15 protein-coding genes and 1 pseudogene are annotated in these 18,479 nt (G+C 68.1%); 6 read left to right on the top strand and 10 right to left on the bottom strand.

Features of this window, described 5'->3' with window-relative positions; translation table 11 throughout:
* Window positions 1-98 precede the first annotated feature (98 nt).
* The gene (locus SGLAU_RS35485; RefSeq protein ID WP_162484288.1) at window positions 99-281 is read left to right on the top strand and encodes a hypothetical protein; all 183 of its coding nucleotides are present in this window, start codon (window positions 99-101) and stop codon (window positions 279-281) included.
* 497 nt (window positions 282-778) lie between these two features.
* Here the strand turns inward: SGLAU_RS35485 and SGLAU_RS33240 are convergent.
* From SGLAU_RS33240 to SGLAU_RS00260, 6 genes and pseudogenes are all read right to left on the bottom strand, one after another.
* Window positions 779-1,616 (bottom strand): annotated as a pseudogene (locus SGLAU_RS33240) (IS5 family transposase).
* Between the two features lie 264 nt (window positions 1,617-1,880).
* On the bottom strand, window positions 1,881-5,054 hold the full coding sequence (locus tag SGLAU_RS00275; protein WP_052413526.1) for an NACHT domain-containing protein: 3,174 nt from the start codon (window positions 5,052-5,054) through the stop codon (window positions 1,881-1,883).
* A gap of 123 nt (window positions 5,055-5,177) precedes the next feature.
* On the bottom strand, window positions 5,178-5,414 hold the full coding sequence (locus SGLAU_RS00270) for a hypothetical protein (protein ID WP_043497261.1): 237 nt from the start codon (window positions 5,412-5,414) through the stop codon (window positions 5,178-5,180).
* 1,134 nt (window positions 5,415-6,548) lie between these two features.
* Complete coding sequence (locus tag SGLAU_RS00265; protein ID WP_244315134.1) at window positions 6,549-7,022, bottom strand: hypothetical protein; 474 nt, start codon at window positions 7,020-7,022, stop codon at window positions 6,549-6,551.
* A 281-nt stretch (window positions 7,023-7,303) separates the two neighbouring features.
* Window positions 7,304-7,429 (bottom strand): hypothetical protein, encoded by a 126-nt coding sequence (locus SGLAU_RS36810; RefSeq protein ID WP_318536215.1) that lies wholly within the window; start codon window positions 7,427-7,429, stop codon window positions 7,304-7,306.
* 274 nt (window positions 7,430-7,703) lie between these two features.
* Window positions 7,704-8,198, bottom strand: a complete 495-nt coding sequence (locus SGLAU_RS00260; RefSeq protein WP_052414021.1) for a hypothetical protein — start codon at window positions 8,196-8,198, stop codon at window positions 7,704-7,706.
* Between the two features lie 774 nt (window positions 8,199-8,972).
* Here SGLAU_RS00260 and SGLAU_RS35830 point away from each other — a divergent pair.
* Complete coding sequence (locus SGLAU_RS35830) at window positions 8,973-9,452, top strand: HNH endonuclease family protein (protein ID WP_099052744.1); 480 nt, start codon at window positions 8,973-8,975, stop codon at window positions 9,450-9,452.
* A 1,344-nt stretch (window positions 9,453-10,796) separates the two neighbouring features.
* On the top strand, window positions 10,797-11,282 hold the full coding sequence (locus SGLAU_RS00250; RefSeq protein WP_208868869.1) for a hypothetical protein: 486 nt from the start codon (window positions 10,797-10,799) through the stop codon (window positions 11,280-11,282).
* On the opposite strand, the gene SGLAU_RS00245 is transcribed toward SGLAU_RS00250, so the two are convergent.
* Complete coding sequence (locus SGLAU_RS00245; protein WP_043497256.1) at window positions 11,275-12,480, bottom strand: IS110 family transposase; 1,206 nt, start codon at window positions 12,478-12,480, stop codon at window positions 11,275-11,277. The genes SGLAU_RS00250 and SGLAU_RS00245 overlap by 8 nt on opposite strands.
* Window positions 12,481-12,986: 506 nt before the next feature.
* On the opposite strand from SGLAU_RS00245, the gene SGLAU_RS00240 reads away from it, so the two are divergent.
* The 3 genes from SGLAU_RS00240 (at window position 12,987) to SGLAU_RS00230 (ending at window position 16,522) form a co-directional block, all read left to right on the top strand.
* On the top strand, window positions 12,987-14,465 hold the full coding sequence (locus SGLAU_RS00240) for a NucA/NucB deoxyribonuclease domain-containing protein (protein ID WP_043497253.1): 1,479 nt from the start codon (window positions 12,987-12,989) through the stop codon (window positions 14,463-14,465).
* 10 nt (window positions 14,466-14,475) lie between these two features.
* Window positions 14,476-15,099 (top strand): hypothetical protein, encoded by a 624-nt coding sequence (locus SGLAU_RS00235; protein ID WP_244315133.1) that lies wholly within the window; start codon window positions 14,476-14,478, stop codon window positions 15,097-15,099.
* 1,141 nt (window positions 15,100-16,240) lie between these two features.
* A complete protein-coding gene (locus tag SGLAU_RS00230; protein ID WP_010358257.1) occupies window positions 16,241-16,522 on the top strand; it encodes a metal-sensitive transcriptional regulator in 282 nt (93 codons plus the stop codon).
* Window positions 16,523-16,633: 111 nt separating this feature from the next.
* Here SGLAU_RS00230 and SGLAU_RS00225 read toward each other — a convergent pair whose 3' ends face one another.
* The 3 genes from SGLAU_RS00225 to SGLAU_RS00215 form a co-directional block, all read right to left on the bottom strand.
* The gene (locus SGLAU_RS00225) at window positions 16,634-17,209 is read right to left on the bottom strand and encodes a rhodanese-like domain-containing protein (protein WP_043497250.1); all 576 of its coding nucleotides are present in this window, start codon (window positions 17,207-17,209) and stop codon (window positions 16,634-16,636) included.
* A gap of 148 nt (window positions 17,210-17,357) precedes the next feature.
* Window positions 17,358-18,101, bottom strand: coding sequence for a sulfite exporter TauE/SafE family protein (locus tag SGLAU_RS00220; protein ID WP_043497249.1), 744 nt, complete (start codon window positions 18,099-18,101; stop codon window positions 17,358-17,360).
* Window positions 18,098-18,463 carry a rhodanese-like domain-containing protein gene (locus SGLAU_RS00215; RefSeq protein ID WP_043497246.1) on the bottom strand — a complete coding sequence of 122 codons (366 nt, stop codon included), beginning with the start codon at window positions 18,461-18,463 and terminating at the stop codon, window positions 18,098-18,100. The genes SGLAU_RS00220 and SGLAU_RS00215 overlap by 4 nt, the downstream gene beginning before the upstream one ends.
* Window positions 18,464-18,479 lie beyond the last annotated feature (16 nt).

Here is an 18,479-nt window from a genome sequence, read left to right as displayed (position 1 = left end):
ACGCCTCGCGGTCCCCTCGCGCACGCGGCGGCGCACATCGTTTTCTGAGTCCCTCACGATCACTTCTCTCCGCGGCACGAGAGGAGTTCCTATGGCCTGTGTCACGCACCGGTTCGGCCTCTGAAGCAAGGCCCGCAGAAGACGCCTGGACCCTCACCATCAACGCCCCCGGCCGGCAAGCAGCACCCATCATCGGGATCACCTCCACCGACGGCACACTCTCCGGCACCAGCCGCAACCCCTCCGACAACAGCGCCCCCCTCGACGACGTCGCACGGTGACAGGCCGCTGGTCATCATCGAGGACATGCTGTACACCGCGCTCCGCGCAGGACGCTCGGCGAGTCCGTCGAGCAGATCCAGCCCGGCCTGATCATCCCCGCCGACAAGCGCAAGGGGCAGAGCCCGTCCGTCGCCAGCATCTACCAGGCGCTCGCCGAGCACGCCAAGCGCGAGGCATACCCCAAAGCCGCCAATTTCCGTTCCGAACACTCTCCGAGGGCCCCTTCGGGCCGGGCCCCCGGCGCCGACCGGGAACCCGAGCGACGGCCTCCGTTCGGCTGGCCCGCACGTCCGCCGAGCACCTCTGCACCACGGGACATCCCGGCTCGCTGCCCTCGCCGCGTCGGCCAGAGCCTCCACGCCCTGGCGCTCTGACTGTCCAAGGCCGGTCCGCCGGGCCTGTTGACCGGTTTCGTCGCTAAGTGAGGGATTCACCGGCTGCCAAGTCGCTGCCTCACATCCCGCCCTGGTCACGGGCGGTAGGCGGTTTCGTTGGATCAGCGGGCGGACCAGGGGAAGTTGCCCGCGATGTGGAGTCCGGGGGGTAGATGGTGGCGGTCTTTTCGTAGCGGGTGGCGATGCCTCGCCACTGCTTCAGGCGGTTGATGCACCGCTCGACGGTGTTGCGCTGCTTGTAGGTCTCGCGGTCGAATGCCGGTGACCTGCCACCTAGGCTGCCTCGACGGAGCCGGTGGCTGCGCTGGTCTGCGGGGACGGGGGTCACGGCCCGGATGCCGCGCTTGCGCAGGTGCTCGCGGATCGCGCGGGAGGAGTACGCCTTGTCGGCCAGGACCACGTCCGGCCTGGTGCGAGGCCGGCCTCGCGGGCGGGATACGCGTAGGCGGGCCATGACCTCGGTGAAGGCGGGTGCATCACCGGCCTGGCTTGCGATGAGAACGAACGCCAGCGGCCTTCACCGGCCGTCGGCCGCGAGGTAGATCTTCGTGGTCAGTCCGCCGCGGGACCGGCCGATGGCGTAGTCGTCCGGCTCGCCTGCCGGGGCCCCTTTTTGCGGGCTCCGGCCGCGTGCTGGTGGGCCCGCACGAGCGTGGAGTCGACCGAGACGGCCCAGTTGAGGTCCTCGTCCGCGTCGGCCTGGGCCACCACAGCGCTGAACACCCGCTCCCAGGTGCCGTCCACGGCCCACATCCGCAGCCGGTTGTAGACCCCTCGCCAGTTGCCGTACTTCTCCGGCAGGTGGACCCACTGCGTGCCGGTCTGGAACTTGTAGGCGATCGCGTCGATCACTTCACGGTGGTCACGCCAGCGGCCACCCCGCTTCGGCGTCCGGTCCGGAAGCAACGGCTCGATCCGCGCCCACTGCGCATCAGCCAACGGCCCGGACCAACGACCACCTGATCCAACGAAACTGTCTAGATGTGTTTTCGCCCGGCACGTGCGGGGCCGGAGCCGGATCACCGGGGCGCCTTGAGGTAGGAGCAAATCGACTGAAACGGGCTGAGGTTCGATGCACCTGTCGCTCGAAGTGCGTAGAGCGCATACGTCTCAACGAAACCAGCTGGGACAAACACAGGCTTCGGGCGGGCGGAGCAACCGGGCTCGCCAACCGACTGCCTCGCCGGCCGTCGGCCCGCCTGCTCACTCCGGCGGGCCGGTGGCCGGATCGTGATGGCGCGCGATCAGGGCCCGGTCTTCCGCCGATATGAGGGCGTGCACCAAGGGTCGGTGGGATGTCAGCGCATGGGACAGTGCATCGAAGACGGTCACCGGCAGTGGTTGTGCCCTCTCGCTGTCACCGAACATGAGCTGGATGAGCTGCGCCAGAAACCGCAGGACGTCGTCGTGTGCGTCGCCGGGGACTCGTCCCCTGTCCTGACCGAAGGCCGTGAGAAGGGCGTGCACGGCCGACACCAGGTGGGGATGGCGCATGTCTATCAGCAGCCGCGTTCCCTGAAGCGCCCGGTTGTAGAGATCGCCGAGTTCCCTGTCGCTCATGGTCGTGCGATCGGCCAGCAGCATTTCGAGCAGGTCGTGGGCGAGCGATGAGGCTGGAGCACCGTCGACCGGACTAAACATGGTCACGGCCTGGCCGAGCCACCGGAATACCGGGTCCAGGGCATGCCGCATCACCGAGTCATTCGTTCCGCCGGACACGGCCGTCTTGTGCCACAGCTCGTCCCAGTACGACCGTGACCATCCTGGGCCTCCGCTGCCTCGCGGGTAGCGGAAGTGCCAGTTCATGTCGAGGGGCTGTGGTGGGGTGCCTGGCTGGGAGCGAAGTGATATCTCCAGGGCCCGGCCCTCGCCGTCCCACGTGTGATGCACGTCGAAGGACAGAGCGAAGTCCGTCCATTGGCTCTCGTTCATCGCCGAACGCCACAGCAGGCAGTGCCGGTGCCAGGCACCCGGCGGGTCCGCGGAGCCCGGGAACAGCTGGGCGGCGGAGCAGCGCTCGGCGAGTAGCACCGTCAGGAGCACGAGGTTGGAACCGTACAGGCCGTGGCGTGTCGTCGTGCGCAGCAGGGCGGGCCGGTAGGCCGGGTGCTGATCACCGGTGCGTGTCGCGTGTTGGGTCAAGACTTGGTTGAGGGTCCGAGTCAGCCGGCGCCGTTCCGCCATGGACAGCCTGCCGGTCAGCGACCGCGCGAAGCGCAGCATCTGCCGGGACGCCAGGGAGGTGTAGGAAAGCAGTGCGTAGGCGAGGTCGTCGTCGATGCGGGTGTGCCCGAGAGAAAGCGCGGGGCGGGGTGCGAGCAGGTCGGTGAGCAGGTGCAGGGTGAGGCGTATGGCCAGATACTCGCCGAAGGTCGCGTGCAGGAACTCGTAGGTGGCGAGTACCTGGCCGTCCCGCACTGACTGGGCTCGCTGGATGAAGAAGAAGCGGCCGAGCGCCGTTTCGGCGGCGGTGAGGGGGGTGCGGAAACCCGGTGGTCCGACCGGCTGTCTGCCCAGTACGGCGGTGAGGTCCTGCTCGAGTTCGTCGGCCGACACCCACTGGCGCCCCCGGTTCAGATGGGCGAAGGCCACGAGTGACAGGCGCTGCAGTTCCTGCTCGACGAGGGCGGCCGTGTCCTCGTCGGAGACGGCGTGGAGTGTCGTCTTGCCGACTTCGCGCCGAGCGAAGGAGGACAGCAGCTGCTCGTACAACTCGGTGACGTCGAAGTCGTCGTCAGCGCGCCGCAGAGCACCCTCGGCAGCGTCATACAGCGCGAGCATTGTCAACAGCAGTGGCTGGACTGCGAGTTCCGCGTGCCGTTCGAGGTGCTGCCAAGTGAGCGGGCCGCGGCCGTGTGCCGAGAGACCGGCCATGTTGGCCTCGTTCCATACGGCCAGCCAGGTCGTGATCTGCTCGGCGCGGAAGGGTTCCAGGCGCAGGACGACCATGCCGGTGGGGTATCGGGCGCGGTCGGCCACGGAGGTGCGGCTCGTCACCAAGGCCAGCACGGGCCGCCCCTGATCCGCTTCACGCCGCTGGAACTGGGACACTCGCTCCAGGAAGTTGGTTTGGTGGACGCCGGTCGTCTGCAGCAACTCGTCGAAGCCGTCCAGGAGCAGAACAGGAGTACTGCCACCTGCTGCGCGCACCAGTTCCGGCCAGCCGACCCGTTCGCCGGTGGAGGCGCGGATCGCCTGTTCGATCTGGTCCTGCAGGTCGTCCTCCACCCGGACGTCCCGCAGCGGCACGCGCACGGGGAGAAAACCGACGGAGGGAAGCCGTGCGGCGAGCACCCGGGTGAGGACGGATTTGCCGGCACCGGGCTGGCCCAGGATCAGCAGGGGCGCTTCGGCGAGCTGAGGAGAGGTGAGGGCCCCGGCCAGGTAGCGGGTGAGGTCTCGGCGTAGGGGCAGTCGCCCCCACCACTCGTGGTCGGCCGGTGCGGCCTGCCCGGAAACGGCACTGACGCGGAAGTCCGGGTCGATGTAGAGGTCCTGAAGGGTGGGAATCCTGATGCCGTCCGGCGCCGACGCGGCGTCCAGCACAGGGTGAGCGAGCGCCGCCCGGTGAGCGCGCGCCAGCGCGGAGGCCACGTCGACCGGCGGACGCAGCGCCTCGGTGGTGTGGGTGAGGAGAGTCTCGATCCCGGACAGGGCACGGCTGACGTCTGTGTGGATCGCCTGCTGCGCCACATGTGTGACCCAGAAACCGAATTCGGGTGCCTCCTTGGCGAGCTCGACGTACAGGCTCTGGTATCGGTCATGCGCCGCGCGCGGCAGGTCATCCATGAGAGCCGCTTGGGCCCGAAGGCGCCGCGACGCGTCCATGTGCTCCCAAAGGGCTAGGCCTTCGAGAAAGGCGTAGAACCTGCGGGCGTAGTCCGCGTAGCTCGCGAGCAACATCGCGGTGAGCGCCGAGGCCGGTATGTGCGGTGCCGGGCAGGGCAGGTCCGTGGCGAGCAGCAGCGACACCAGGTCCAGCGTCTGCGGGGTCGGGCCCGATTCGGTCCGGGCAAGGGCGAGTTGCTCGTCCCGGGTCAACCGCACCTCGGCGAGGGTGAACGGAAGCTCCAACTCCTCCATCGCCTCGAAGAAGGCCACCACGACGATGACCGTGTGCGCCGCGCGCAGCACATCGGTCCGCTCCGCACGCCCTTGGGTACGGTCCAGACGGGCGCCGACGCCGCGGATCGCGTCGTGTCCCAGGCCGAGGAGGCGTCCGCTGGCGTCGGCCATGCCGATCACCGTGCCGCTGACCCCGGCGGTCGCCAGATTCAACGCCCCACCGAGCGCCCGATCCAACGCCGCCAGTCGCGGCGGCTCAGCACCGAGGAGCACCAGAGCGTCGGCGAACGCCAGGAGTCTGCGTCCCACCATGTCCCTCACTCCCGCATCTCTACAGGCCCTGCCGAGGCCGACGCTACCGCGCGCTGGTAGTCCCGTCGGTATGAATCGAAGGATGCACCGTGTGGCGGTCGGCCCGGTTCACCACGGGCGCGGCTACTCAAGGAAGGCGGGGCTGCCCCGGTCCAGAAGGGTCGGATCGCGGAAGTCGTGTAGTGCTTTGGCGATTTCGGCTCCGACGCCGCGGCCTTCGAGCAGGCGCGCGAGGTTGTGCCACGGGTCCTGGAAAGCGCACAGTGCTGCTTCGAAGGCCTTGGCGAAGCCATTGCCGTCGGCCAGCTCGCAGGCCAGGAGTGCGCCGAAGACGACAGCCGCGCCCCCGGCACCGGCCACAGGTGCCGGATGACAGCCTGTCCGGGGCCGGCGACGGAAGGGGCCAGGCCAAAATCGTCACATGGCCCCTGGGCGTTGGCTGCGGCGCTGTCGCAGATATTGAGGACCAGCAGGCGACGCTCGCCCGTGGACGGCACAACAGCGGCAGCCAACTCCTGCAGAGGCACCTGCTCGCTCGAACTGAGCAGGATCGAGGACTCGTCCGGAGCGAGCATCGGGTGCCGACCGTGTGCGGCCACCCAGATCACGTCCTAGTCGTCCTGCTTGTAGGCGGCCAGGAGACCGGACCGGCTCACCTCGTCAGGGGCTACGACATCGCACCGAATGCCGGCGTATGGGAACACCAGTGCCAGAACCTCGGCCTCGACCCGCGTGAAGGGAGCCTCGCCACACCACACCTGAACCGATCTTACCGGCCGGTCCGGCAGCGGATGGCGCGGGCTGACGTCCGCCGCCCGCCTCCTGGGCCGCGGCCAGGGAGTGCTTCTCTCGCAGGCCAGTGTGGGTTCGGCATGCCGTCATTACTCATGTGCGCCCGTTGCCAGATCCCGTTCCAGTTGAATGGGGTCTCCGGTACGAACCGGTGCCGCTGGCCGCACGGACATGGCGCCAGCACCCACGCGCACCCACGGCACAACTCGACCCAGCCATGCCCGGTCGAGCTCAGCACTCGCGGTCCCTCGTCCCCGCAAGCCGGGCAGCCGGGCAGATCGGCGCCGTCCAGAAGCGCATTCTGTCGCCGGACGTACTCGGACAGTCGCAGCGACGGGTGGCGAAACGGGTCTTCGAACCATGCACGCTCCGGGCTCTCCCACCAGCTCCGCAGCCACCACGGCCGAGGGTTCGGTACAATCCGTCGCCCGGCTTGCTTCTCCGCCCGACGCTGCACGGCGTACTCCTCTGCCCGCACGAGCCACAGCACCCGCGCCTCGTGCAGTTCCTCCACCGCCCGCGCCAGCGCCTCCGGGTCCGCCTCCAGCCGTCGGGGGATCGCGGCACTGAGCGTGAGGTGGTGGTATGTCGCCCGCAGCCCGTAAGGAGCGAAAACGGTGAGGCAGGTGCGCAGCGCGCTGTGCCGCCGGTGAAGGGGGAGCCGGGCGTCGTGCACGCGTGCCCGGTGGGTCAGGAAGCTGGTCATTCTGTGAGCTCTAGGTCCAGTGCCCGGGCCAAGGCGGCCGTGACGGCGGTGGCGTGAGTCGGCAGGTGTTGTTCCGCCCAGGTTACTGCGAGGCTGTGGAAGTTCCGCAAGTCCGTCTGGGCACCGGTGGTGAGCGCGCGCACTTGGTCCACAGGTAGTTCGATCACTGGGCTGCCGTCCTCCGCGTGGGCGTCGAGAGTCAGCCGGACGGTGTCGCCGACACGTTCGGCCGCTGAGGACGGGTCGTGGCCGAAGTAGGAGCAGCCGGTGCCGTCGAGCACCTCCAGCCAGTCCTGCCACGTCTCCAGGCCGTTGCAGCAGCCCGGCTCGATGAAGACGGTGTCGGTGGCTGTATCGGCCACCCGGAACCCGCCGGCGGCGAACAGGTCGGGCATGGTGAGCAGCCCGTGCAGGAACGCGCCGAGCGGGTCGGTCGGGCACGGCCCGTGGGTCTGCTGCTGAAGCGGCACGGCCGGTCTGGCAGCAACCCGCCCGGCAGGCGATCGAGCGGGACGACGAGGCGGTCGAATTATGGAAGAAGGAGGTCTGACCGCAGGTAAAAGACAGGCGGCGGCCCGGGGCGCGTGGATCGCCTTCGAGGATGAGGCCGGACAGTCGCTGACACCGCCGCGGGCCGGACCTGGGGCCGGATCGGCCGTACTCCGGTGGTGAGGGTCCGCAGCCGAGGAAGCGGCCGTCTGTCCATGGCGGGCATGTGCTGCTTCAAGCCGGGGTTCCGATCGAGGCTGATCTACGGACTGCGCGAGTACAGGGGCCGCAGGGGCGAGCCGAAGAGGTTCGGCTGGAAGGACTCTTGCCGCCTGCTGGTGAGGGCCCGGATCCAGCTCGGCGGCCCGATCGTGCTGGTCTGGGACAACGTCCGCCTCCACCTCACACCAAGGGCATGCGGGAGTTCATCGAGAAGAACTCCGACTGGCTGACCGTGTTCCAGCTGCCCTACCTACGCACCCGACCTCAACCCGCAGGAGGGCATCTGGTCCTTGGTCAAGCGGGAGGTCGGCAATTTAGCCGCCGCCGATCTCTCCCAGGTCACGCGAGCTGTCAAGCGCAAGCTAAAGCAGATCCAGTACCGGCCCGACGTGGTCGACGGTTGCCTCGCCGGCACCGGCCTGTCCCTCGCCTCGCAGTCGTCAGAAGATTCCGAAGAAGCGATGCCACCAGGTGGGTCGCTGGACATGCCAAGGCAGCTGGCTCGGCCCGGCATAGTCGCATTCCAGTAGTTCCTCGGGCACGATCACATACCCAAGGTCGGCCAAAGTCCCGCAGACATTGTCAAGATCCGCAGCGTCCAACTCACCTTCTGCTTGGGCTTCCCCAGTGCCGAGGAAGGCGCCAGGGTTCTCGGCGCAGACCAGCGCCAAGGAGCCGAACTTGCTGACGCAGACGACGATCCGGGTTCCGCGTGCAGTCGCATCTGCCGGCACTGTGACCCGCCCGTACTCACTGGAATCCTGAGTGTCCCTCTCGCTGACACACTGCGTGGCGAAGTCGTCCTCGAGACGTGCCACGAGGCCGTTGAACAACGCGCCAACCTTCCCCCGGTCGTAGTCCCGGGGTTGCTCCAAGCATCCCGGATCATCGAGCTCGCGCAACATGGCGACCAGTTCCGCTTCGTGCTTCGTCACGCCCCGATCTTGGCTGATCAGCAGCAGACCTCGCCAGCCCGACATCACTCATTCAAATTCAGTAGCCCGTACCGCGCGACCACCTCGCCACGCCCGTCGCCGGCACCTGTACCTGATCCCCGGTGGCAGGCAGGAGCTGGGAACGCGCCGCAAGACCTGGGCCGGTGCCGGGCGTAGGCAAGGACGTCACGGTCGCGCGGAATAGGGCAGGCTGCCCACCGCACAGGGCCACCCGACAGCGCGGACAGTCCCGCCCGCTCGACTCTGTCCGCCAGCCCCACCAAGTCCAGGCTCCGGGCCCGCTCCACGCTCGCCACGGGGACCAGCTCATGCCTGTCCAACGCCCAGCCAGACTCGCCGTTTGCTGCCGCTCCAGCACGTCCAGCACCGCCAGCAATGGCAGCCCTGTCTTTCATCCGCCCTCCCCGCCCGTAGAGAGCCGAACCCGTACAGACCGCAGCCCGTAGAGCAGGCCCGGCGGTGCGACTAACCATGCGTGCGGGTGAACGGACCCCGGATGCGGTGCCATCGCACGGCTCGTCCCGCTACGAAGATCACGACCAGTCGGATCCTCCAGCAAGGGACCGCCCGTGCACATCCTCACCGCCCTCGCGGCCGCCACCGTCGCCGTCGCCCTTTCTTCACCCCCGCCCACGCCGGCCCGCTCGGCGAGCCGGGCGGCCTCTGGCCCTGCCGCTGCACGACGCGGTCCAAGTCCTCCCGGCCGCCGAGTAGAGCCGGGCCGGCTACCAGCGCAGCAACTTCCGGCACTGGGTGGACGCCGACAGGGACGGCTGCTCGACCCGCAACGAAGCCCTGCTCGAGGAAGCGTTCCTCGCACCGGAGCAGACCGCGCCCTGCCGGCTTGTCGAAGGCGAGTGGTACAGCGCCTACGACAACACCTACATCAGCTCGCCGGGCGGCCTGGACATCGACCACATGGTCCCGCTAGCCGAGGCCTGGGACTCCGGTGCCTCGACGTGGACGCCCGCCGAGCGCGAGGCCTACGCCAACAACCTCGGCGACGAGCGTTCCCTGCTCGCAGTCAGCGCCCGCAGCAACCGCTCCAAGGCCGACCAGGACTCCTCCCAGTGGCTGCCCCCGTACGCGCCGTACCACTGCCAGTACCTCACGGACTGGGTCGCCACCAAGATGCGCTGTCAGTTCACCGTCGACGATCGCGAGCGCGACACGCTCACCAACGCCACTGCCAGTTGCCCCAACGTCCCGGTCGACGTCACATTTGTCCGGTAACGGCGTTCGGACGCGCTGGTACCAGCTCCCCGACGGGCCGGCCTCTCGCCGCACAGACTGGCCGGGCGTTGTCCGAGGCATGATCCGCCGGTGCTCGAGCTGACCCGCGGGTGTGGCCTTGCTCCTGTTGTCCTCAGTACGGGCGTGGCCTGCGAGGCCTTCTCTCTCGGTGTGGTCCGGCCCAAGCGTCAGTGTGTTCAGCAGCCCGGTCCAGTGTGTGATGCCGGGTATGGGGTGGCGCGGGCTCGGCGTCGGGGGGGCGGGGATGCTGCGTGGGGGGAGGGCGTCGCTGTGGCGACGTAGTCCTCGTCGAGGGTGTTGTTGTTGGTGACGGAGATGGCCCAGGGGGTGGGACTGCCGGCGCACAGGTGCAGGTAACGCAGTGCGGAGGCGAGGGTGGAGGGGCGGGGTTGGTTGTCGCGGTGGGCGTTGGATGATTCCCAGACCCTGCGTAGGACCTCGAGGCCGGCGCCGCAGGCGCGGGCGATCGAAGAGGTGTGCTTCCAGGAGGGGAAGCGTTCGCCGGACATGACGCGCGAGAGGAAGCTGGGGAGAGGCCGATGCGGCCGACCAGTGCGCGCAGGCTGAGTCCAGAGGCGCGTTGGAGGCTGCTGAGGACGGTGGCCAGGTCGCGGCCGCCGGTGGCGGGCAGGGCGCAGGGCACCGGCGCCGGCGCGGGAGGTGAGTGGCTGCCTGTGCCGTCCCCGCCGGCATCGGCAGTGTCCGGGGCCGCGGTGCGGGCGGCGGGAGGAGGGTCTGCCGCGATGGGGCCTGCCGAGGTGGGTGGCAGCATGACTGGCACCGAGCGCTGGCCTATGCGGCGGGCAGGCAGGGAGAACCTCTTGCGCGCGGTGTCCCCGGTCATGCCCAGCCAGCGGCGCGCCGATCTGGTCCCACGTAGCCCCGCGCTGCAGCACGTAGATCACACAGAGGGCCGAGGGAACTTTGGCCCTTGATCATCAGGGCATAGGAAGTTCGCCGCGTTGGGCGCGCCACGCCAGGAACGCCCAGACCACCACGGCGACCAGGACTGCCATCAGGTCCGTGTAGTTGGTGGAGTGCGGTACAACGACGAGCGCGGGGGTGGCCGCGCCCGCTCCGGACCTTGCCCGAGGCCTGGCCGCACGTCGAACCGGGGCACGTCGCCCATGCAGCGCGGCTGCGCGTGGCGGACCGCCAGGTCCTGGCGTTGTGGGCGACGGGCTCGCGACCGGTGTGTGAGTCCCGTGGGCGGCTCATCCTCCCGATCAATCACGTTCTCCCGCATGGCGGGGGGGTGCCCCTATGTCTTTGGTCAAGGGAAACGGGGGTGCGTCGGGTCGGCGGGCCGGGCAGCATGTCGGGGTGGCTGATCTGCTGTGGGATGACGTGAAGTGTTTCTTCGACCCGGACTTGATGGGGTCGCTGCCGGACGTGCGTGTCCCGGATGCCTCGGTGGAGGACTGGCAGGCGGTCCTCGATCTTGTCGCGGAGAAGGACTGGAAGTGCCAGTACTACGAGGGAGAGACGGTGCTTCCGGTGCCCCGGGCGGAGGCCGTGCTGTCCCGGCCGGCTGATGCCGAGTGCCCGGACCTGCGGGTCTGGCCGACGCCTGATGTGTTGGCGATCTTCCGTTTTCATGCCGACGATGAAGTCGACTGCGACGTCGACCTGCGCGAGTTGCAGGGCCAGGAGCGACTTGATGTGTTCTGCGGCTTCCTTCGGGAGATCGGGCGGCGGCTGGGCAAGCCGGTGCTGATGGACCCGGAAGGCGATTATGGCCATCCGGTCCTCGGCTTCGATGTCGAGGCAGATCGAGTCGTTCTCCTCGCAGACCCGCAGGTCAGGTGACCGCGGCCGACGGCTGCGGTTCGTAGAAGGTCCCGTCCCGGAGCATCGCGAACAGGACGTCGGCCCGGCGCCTGGCGAGGCAGGGCAGGGCTTGGGTGTGGTGCTTGCCCTGGGCGATTTTCTTGTCGTAGTAGGCCCGGGATGCCGGGTCGCCCAGGGCGGCGAACGCGGAGAGGAATAAAGCCCGTTTGAGCTGCTTGTTGCCTCTTCTGGAGGGCTGTTCACCGCGGATCGAGGAAACTGAGCTCCGGGTCGCCGGGGCGAGTCCGGCGTAGGCGGCGAGGTGGCCTGCGGTCGGGAAGGTGCTGCCGTCGCCGACCTCGATCAGGATGCGGGCTCCCGTCCTGACGCCGACTCCCGGCATCGACGTCAGGACCTTCGAAAGAGGGTGGGCCTCCAGCAGTTCCTCGATCCGTCCAGCCAAGAGTTTCCGCTGGTCAAGCACGGCCGTCAGCGAGCCGGCCAGGCTTGGGACGATCAACGCGGCCGCCTCGGCGCCGGGAACGGTGACGGTCTGCTCGTCCAGGGCGGTGAAGATGTCCTCGACCAGCCGCTCAGCCATCCTGGGAGCCTTCGGCCGCAGAAGGGTGACCAGCCGCCGGCGTCCGGCCTTGCGGATCTGGGCCGGTGACCCGAACCGTTCCAGCAGGGTGAGGACGGCTGGGTGCTGCAACCGCGGTCCCAGCACCCGTTCCAGCGACGGATGGACCTGGGTCAGCAGGCCGTGCAGCCGGTTCGCAACCCGGGTGGCCTCGCCGGCCAGGTCGTCGTCGAAGCCCACGATCATCTCCAGCTCGGCGATCGTCTCGTCCTCGCCGTCGATCGCCCGCAGAGTGTGGGGCATCGCGCGGGCGGCGTCGGCGATGATGAACGCGTCCTTCGCGTCCGTCTTTGCCTCGCCGGGGTAGAGGTCGGCGATCCGCCGCATCGTCAGGCCGGGCAGGTAGGCGACGGAACAGCCCATGTCGCGGGCGACCGCCAGTGGCAGGGCGCCGATCGAGGCCGGCTGGTCGACCACGACGAGCACTGTTCCGTGCTTGGCCTGGAGTTTGGCGAACAGCTCGCGGAGCTTGGGTTCGGTGTTGGGCAGGCGCTTGTCGAACGCCTTCTTCCCGGCTGGTGTGACGGCGGTGGCGTGGTGTTCGCCCTTGCCGACGTCCAGGCCGAGGAAGACGTCGATGTCGCCGGTGTCGATCACGTGCAGGCCCCTCCATCACGCTTTCGTCCGGCCTTGCCAGGGCACCGAGCTGCCACATCCACGTTACGGAGAGCTCTTCCAGCCTGGGTGCAGCCGGTGCTCAAGCCCCTCATCAGCGGTCCGTCGATGCCTCCGGGCCCGGTGACACCACCCCCCGAATCATCAACAACAGGAGGGGGAAGTCATGCCGGACCCGAAGGCCGGAGGCCCGATTGCGGAGCCACGAAGAAGGTAACGGGGGGGGGGGGACCTCTCCGCAGCTCGCCGTTCTGCTCCTACGCCGCCATGACTGCCGTGCCGTACGTAACACATTGTGCGAGAACCCATATGAATTGAGCCTTTATCAGACCGGGAATGAACATTCCCTTGTCCGCCTGACGACCCATTGTGTTTTGATCAGATCGACCCAGCGCGGACTTGTCACCTCGAATGAGTGAGGCCGCGCTGTTCTGGCCAAACAGGGGGTTCACAACTTGAAACCGAAAACACTGCTGGCGGTTGGGGCCGTGACGCTGGGACTGCTGGGCAGCCATCTGGGCGTCGCGCAGGCAGCAGGCGAGTCGGAAACGGGTACGGGCATCTCGCTCACCACGGCTGTGCTCGTGACCGATCCCGTCGCCGATGAGGCGTCACCGGAGCCGGACGAAACCGACGAGGATCCGGACGCCGCACCGTCGGCGGAAGACCTGGCTCTGGGCGCGTACAGTACGGTCGGGGAACCGGGGGCGGCCCCGGAAACTGCGGAGGACGGAGAGCGTGTCGGGCTTGTTGCTGGCCAGAAAGCCGCCTGCGATGCGCGGGTGAAGGACGTTGCCGAGATCCCTGGGGCACAGTTCGCGGCCTGCACGTCGTCTCTGGAGCCGGCGGTCGAGCTGAATGCCGACGAGCAGGCTGTTCTGTCACAGATGGAGGCCCCTGCCGACACGTCTGCGGCGGAGTCTGCGGTCCTGGCCGGCGTACCAGACAGCGAGCGGTCTGGAATCGAGGCGACGGCACAGGATGCCGCAGACGACATAGCCTCGTCAGCCGTACCGGCCGACGAGTCCGACACTGCAGCCGCGGCAGCCAGGCCCACGCCCTGGAAGGAACCCAAGTGGTGCATCGACGCCGGGGTGGACTCCGCGTGGTACATCGAGCGCATGCGTGGCTGCGGCATCTGGCGCGCTGAAGTCAACGCCGTCGATGTGCGAACAGGCCGCATAGTCGGGGGTATCAAGTACCTGGTCATTGGATACTCCTTCTCGGCCCGGGACACCAAGACATGGGCCTACCAGGTGAGGCTGCTGGAGTCATCCCGATGGGGGCGGGGGGTGAACGGCACCAAGGTGTCCGGGAGTGCCTCCTGCGTCGGCAAGTGCAAGGTCGTCAACAAGAGCTTCCCAGCGCAGGCTATCTCCAAGAGCGTTGAACCTTACGGACAGTTCTTCATGGACACCACCATCAACACCGCTGCCTCAAAGCAGCGGGGGACAGGCCGGAGCGTCGCGTCCTGGACGTTCACCAACTCCCAGTGGGCGGCGCCATCGGAGCCCACCAAGCACTCCACTGTGGATGTCCGTTGCGATAACGCCTTGCCCGGTGCTCCTCGCCAGGTCGGCTGCGTCAATCTGCAGGCCGTGCCAGTCATCAGTTACAGCCTGACAGGCCCCTGGCCGGAGGTCGCAGACCACATCAAGGACGCCCAGGCAACGGGGCTGCCGGGTAAGTACGGCACGACGAACTTCCTGACACGGCTCACCGATCAAAAGAAGATCAAGGAGAACAGGAACAAGGCTTGCCCGTCGAGCCTGCAGCGCCCGCCGGGCAAGTCCTGTGACGAGTACGCCTTCGCCAGCACCTGGCAGGGCGCCAAGTACGGGAGCGGCAAGTTCAGCCGGCGCATGATTGATGCTGCGCAGAACACCAATGCGGGCAAGGCTCTCAAAGGCTTCTACGCCTATACCCGAGTCTTGGAAGGAGACCGGTTCCTGGTATGGATCAGGTAGACCCATTCGGATGAGATCAGACGAGGCCATCGTGAATCAGCCAGTCCCTACAGGCGTAGCACTGGTGCACGCTGAGTACCACAACTTCCAGATCGCGGATCCACAGGGGCCTGTGGCCGACGACCTGGACGCTAGCCGCACCGGCCTGGTGTCCGCCGATGGGGGAGCCATCGAGGTGACCACCGGGATCCACACTGGTGATGTCCAAGTCAGGGTCGAGCCGCACTACCAGCGGCCCGACCCTGCCGAAGGTTGGGAGGAGATCGCTGAGATCTCATGCCACTCCCCCTCCGGAGAACTGCTCGTAACGTCCTTCATGGATGACCCAGCGGATCTGCCCTCGTTGGCGTCCCAGGGCCCCGGTTCATACCGGCTGCGCATCCACGCGCGTGGCAGGGACAGGGCCATCGACCAAACGACGGTGGACGAAGTTGTCGAGTCGTACCTGGTCCAGAGCTGGCCCGCCTCTCACGAGGGCGCTCTCCTGGTGAAGGCGACAGACACGTACGGAGTCCAGGTGCGAGCTCGACAGGCGGACCACACGATCGTCATCGACCACGAGGACTCACTAGATACCCAGACCGGCCGGGAACGCGACATCCTCCGCAGAGCCGAACGCGGCGAGTACTCCTGACCCTCAATCATGCGTGCTTCGGTGGGGCGGCACAGCCGCCCCACCGAAGCACGCCTGCTACTGACCACTTCTTGCAGCGCAGGTCGGGGACACAGAGCGCGAACGTCACCGCGTTGAGGACCGCCTACCCCTACCTTTACGACTATCCCGCGGTACGTAGGTTGCGACGACATCCGCATGGAGTACGAGGAGGACGGGCTCGGCAGCGGGGGGGGGCTGCCTCGACGACGAGGGCCGGGCCAACGTCGAGTTCGCCCAGGTCCCCAACAAAGTGATCGTGCAGGCCGTCGACGAGATCCGTTCCCCTACCTCCACTATGCCGACGACCTCCTAGTGACCTGAGTGAACTGCGTGCATTCAGCCCGCTGACCTGGTGTGACGATCAGGGACAGTGGGCGGCAGCGGCCGTCCGCGCTCAGGTGGAGCTTGGTGGTGAACCCGCCGCGCGAGCGGTCCAGGCCCTCACCTCCTGCGCCACCCCTCACCAGGCGGGCGACGAGACTTTGCCACGCTGTCTCGCCCTGGTGTTCTCCCACCCCGGCCCCCTTTTGATGCGGGGCCGGTGGCGGCTCGGTGCGGGCGTCGGCTGCATGCTGATGCGCCCGCACGATGGTGGAGTCAACCGAGATGTCCCAGTTTGGACCCACCCGGCGTGGGCACCGAAAGCGTGCACTGTGGAACACTCTCGCGTCGGCGGGGAGGACGCTTGGTGAGCGGATGACGTCCCAGCCGCAGATGCCTTCATCACCCCCTCTGCGCCCCGAGCCGGCGGACCTCTCAGCGGCTGGCGGAAGGCGGTAACCCTGTAGGGGGCGTGGGCGAATCACGCGGTCGCGTGTGGCCCCGGGATCACCCTCGTGTCTTATGACTTGTGGGCGGGCCTGCGGCTAAGTCGGTGGACGAGGTAGGTGATGCCGAGGATGACGTCGGCTGCGGCCCACAGGGCGATGATCACTCCCACCCCTACGGCTGTTCCGACGGTCTGGGCTTCATTGCAGTCCTGCTGGTCGAGAACGCCGCAGGCGTTGGCCGGGTCGGCGCTGAGGGCGGTGGTGGCGGAGTGACGGGACTTTCCTTTGCCCGGTCGGGGTTACCCCCTTCGGTAGGATACCCAAGGGGGTATCTCGAAGGAGTGTGGGTTGTGGAACTGGCGATGGCGGCTGAAGAGCTGAAGACGGTGGTCAACCGGCTGCGCCGGGCGCAGGGTCAGATCGCCGGGGTGATCAAGATGATTGAGGAGGGGCGGGACTGTGAGGACGTTGTCACCCAGCTCGCCGCGGCGTCCAGGGCTCTGGACAAGGCCGGTTTCGCGATCATCGCCACGGGGCTGCAGCACTGCCTGACCGATGCGGACATGGCTGCTTCCGGTGACCGGGAGCAGATGCGTACCCGGCTGGAGAAGCTGTTCCTTTCTCTGGCCTGAGCTGTGGTGCCGCGACGCCGGGCCACCCGCCCAGTTAGCAGCGGTTGGCCACATGGCCTTGCGTATGAAAGGGGAGGGACGTCGAGCCGGGTCCCTCCCCTTGTGGTGTGTTCAGCGGTTGCGCAGTGCGGCCAGCGTCTTGTCGAGGTCGGCGGCGCGGGGGCGGTTGTGGGGGAGCTTGGTGAGCATGGCGGCCATGCCGCAGGTGTTGGTCAGGGCGGAGAAGACCAGACCGCCCGCGATGCCGGCGGAGAGGAGCTGGAAGGCGGGATGGACCGCGAGCCCGAGCAGCAGGCCGAGCAGCACGATCGCTCCTGCGGTGAGCCTTACCTGCCGCTCCATTCCCCAGGTGGCGCGGGAGGCGCCCTGGGGGCGGTGGAGCTCGTGGCCGTCGGCCGCCCAGGCTCCGGTACCTCCCGACAGGGTGGTGGCGGTGATGCCGTTCTCCGCGAGAATCCTGCACGCGTTCTCGGAGCGGGCGCCCGAGGCGCAGACGACCAGGAGGTCGCCGCGGTCTGTGGCGTGACGAATGTCGGGCAGCGCGCGCTGGATCTGGTCGAGGGGGATGTTGAGCGCGCCGGGGAGGTGGCCGCTGGCGTATTCGCCCGGGGTGCGCACGTCGATGATGGTCAGTTCGTGGAGGCGGGTGCGCGCCTCGTCGGTGTCGAGGGCGGTGGGCGTGGTCATGGCAGAGTCATCCTTGTGTGTTGTCGGAGTGTGCTGAGCTTGTGCTGGGAGCCGGACTGAAGGCGGTCCTGAGATGCGCGAGGGCTGGAAAAGCTCTCCTGGTCCCTGGTCCCTGGTCCCTGGTCTGAGCCGGTGACGGCCCTCGTGTTCAGACGATCACGTCAACGAGCATGAAGGCCGCCACTGCCAGCAGGACGCCGGCGAAGACCTTCTGAAGGGCGGTGCCGGAGATCTTCGTCGCGAGGCGTTTGCCGTCCCAGGCGCCGAGGATCGCGGCTCCGGTGAAGGGGCCGATGACCTCCCAGTGGAGCCCGCTGCTGGTGCCATGGCGAGCGGCAAGGGCGGCGAGTGAGTTCACTGTGATGACGAGCAGGCTGGTGCCCACCGCCCGGCGCATGGCCAGACCCAGGACGCTCACCAGGGCGGGCACGGCGAGGAATCCCCCGCCGACCCCCAGAAAGCCCGTCACTGCGCCGAGTCCCGCACCGGCGCCTGCCGCCTTGCCGGGACGGATCCGGTCCGACGGCTCGGATGCGGACGGACGCAGCATGCGCAGGGCGGCCAGCGCGGCGATGACCGCGAACGCGGCTGTCAGTACCGCTTCGGGCAGGCGCCCGGCGACAGCGCCGGCGAGGAAGGCAGGGACGATGCCCGCCGCGGCGAACCATGCCCCTGTCCTCCACGCCACGTTCCCATCGCGGGTGTGGGCGTACAGGGCGGTGGCGGAGGTGGCGGTGACAATGATCAGGCTGGCGGTGGTGGCGGCGGCCGGAGTGAAGCCGAGCAGATAGATCAGTGCCGGTACGGCAAGGACGCTGCCGCCGCCGCCGAGGGCTCCGAGGGCGAGGCCGATGACGGCCCCGGCAATGAGGGCGAGAACGAGTACGGTCACGCTGTCTGGCCGCTGTTCCCGCGTTCGTCGACGACGGGGTGTCCGGCGGCAGCCCACGCGTTCATGCCGCCCTCGACGTCCACCGCGTGCGCTCCGCGTGCAGTGAGTAGCTTCGCGGCCTGCTGGGAGCGGTGTCCACTGCGGCAGATCACCAGCAGCACACGGCCCTGCGCCTCGGCGGGCAGGGTGGCGCCGGCGACCAGTTTCGTCAGCGGTACGTGGACGGCGCCCGGGGCGTGGCCCGCCATCCATTCGGGCTTCTCACGGACGTCCAGCAGAACGGCGTCAGGCCGGTCGCCGCTGGTACGGCTGCGCACCTGGTCGACCGTGACACGGGGCCCGTTTCGGCGAAAGAGGAACATGACACGCTTCCTTCCA

The sequence above is a fragment of the Streptomyces glaucescens genome (assembly GCF_000761215.1).
Classification (GTDB): Bacteria; Actinomycetota; Actinomycetes; order Streptomycetales; family Streptomycetaceae; genus Streptomyces; species Streptomyces glaucescens_B.
This window is presented reverse-complemented; position numbering and strand designations above follow the sequence as displayed.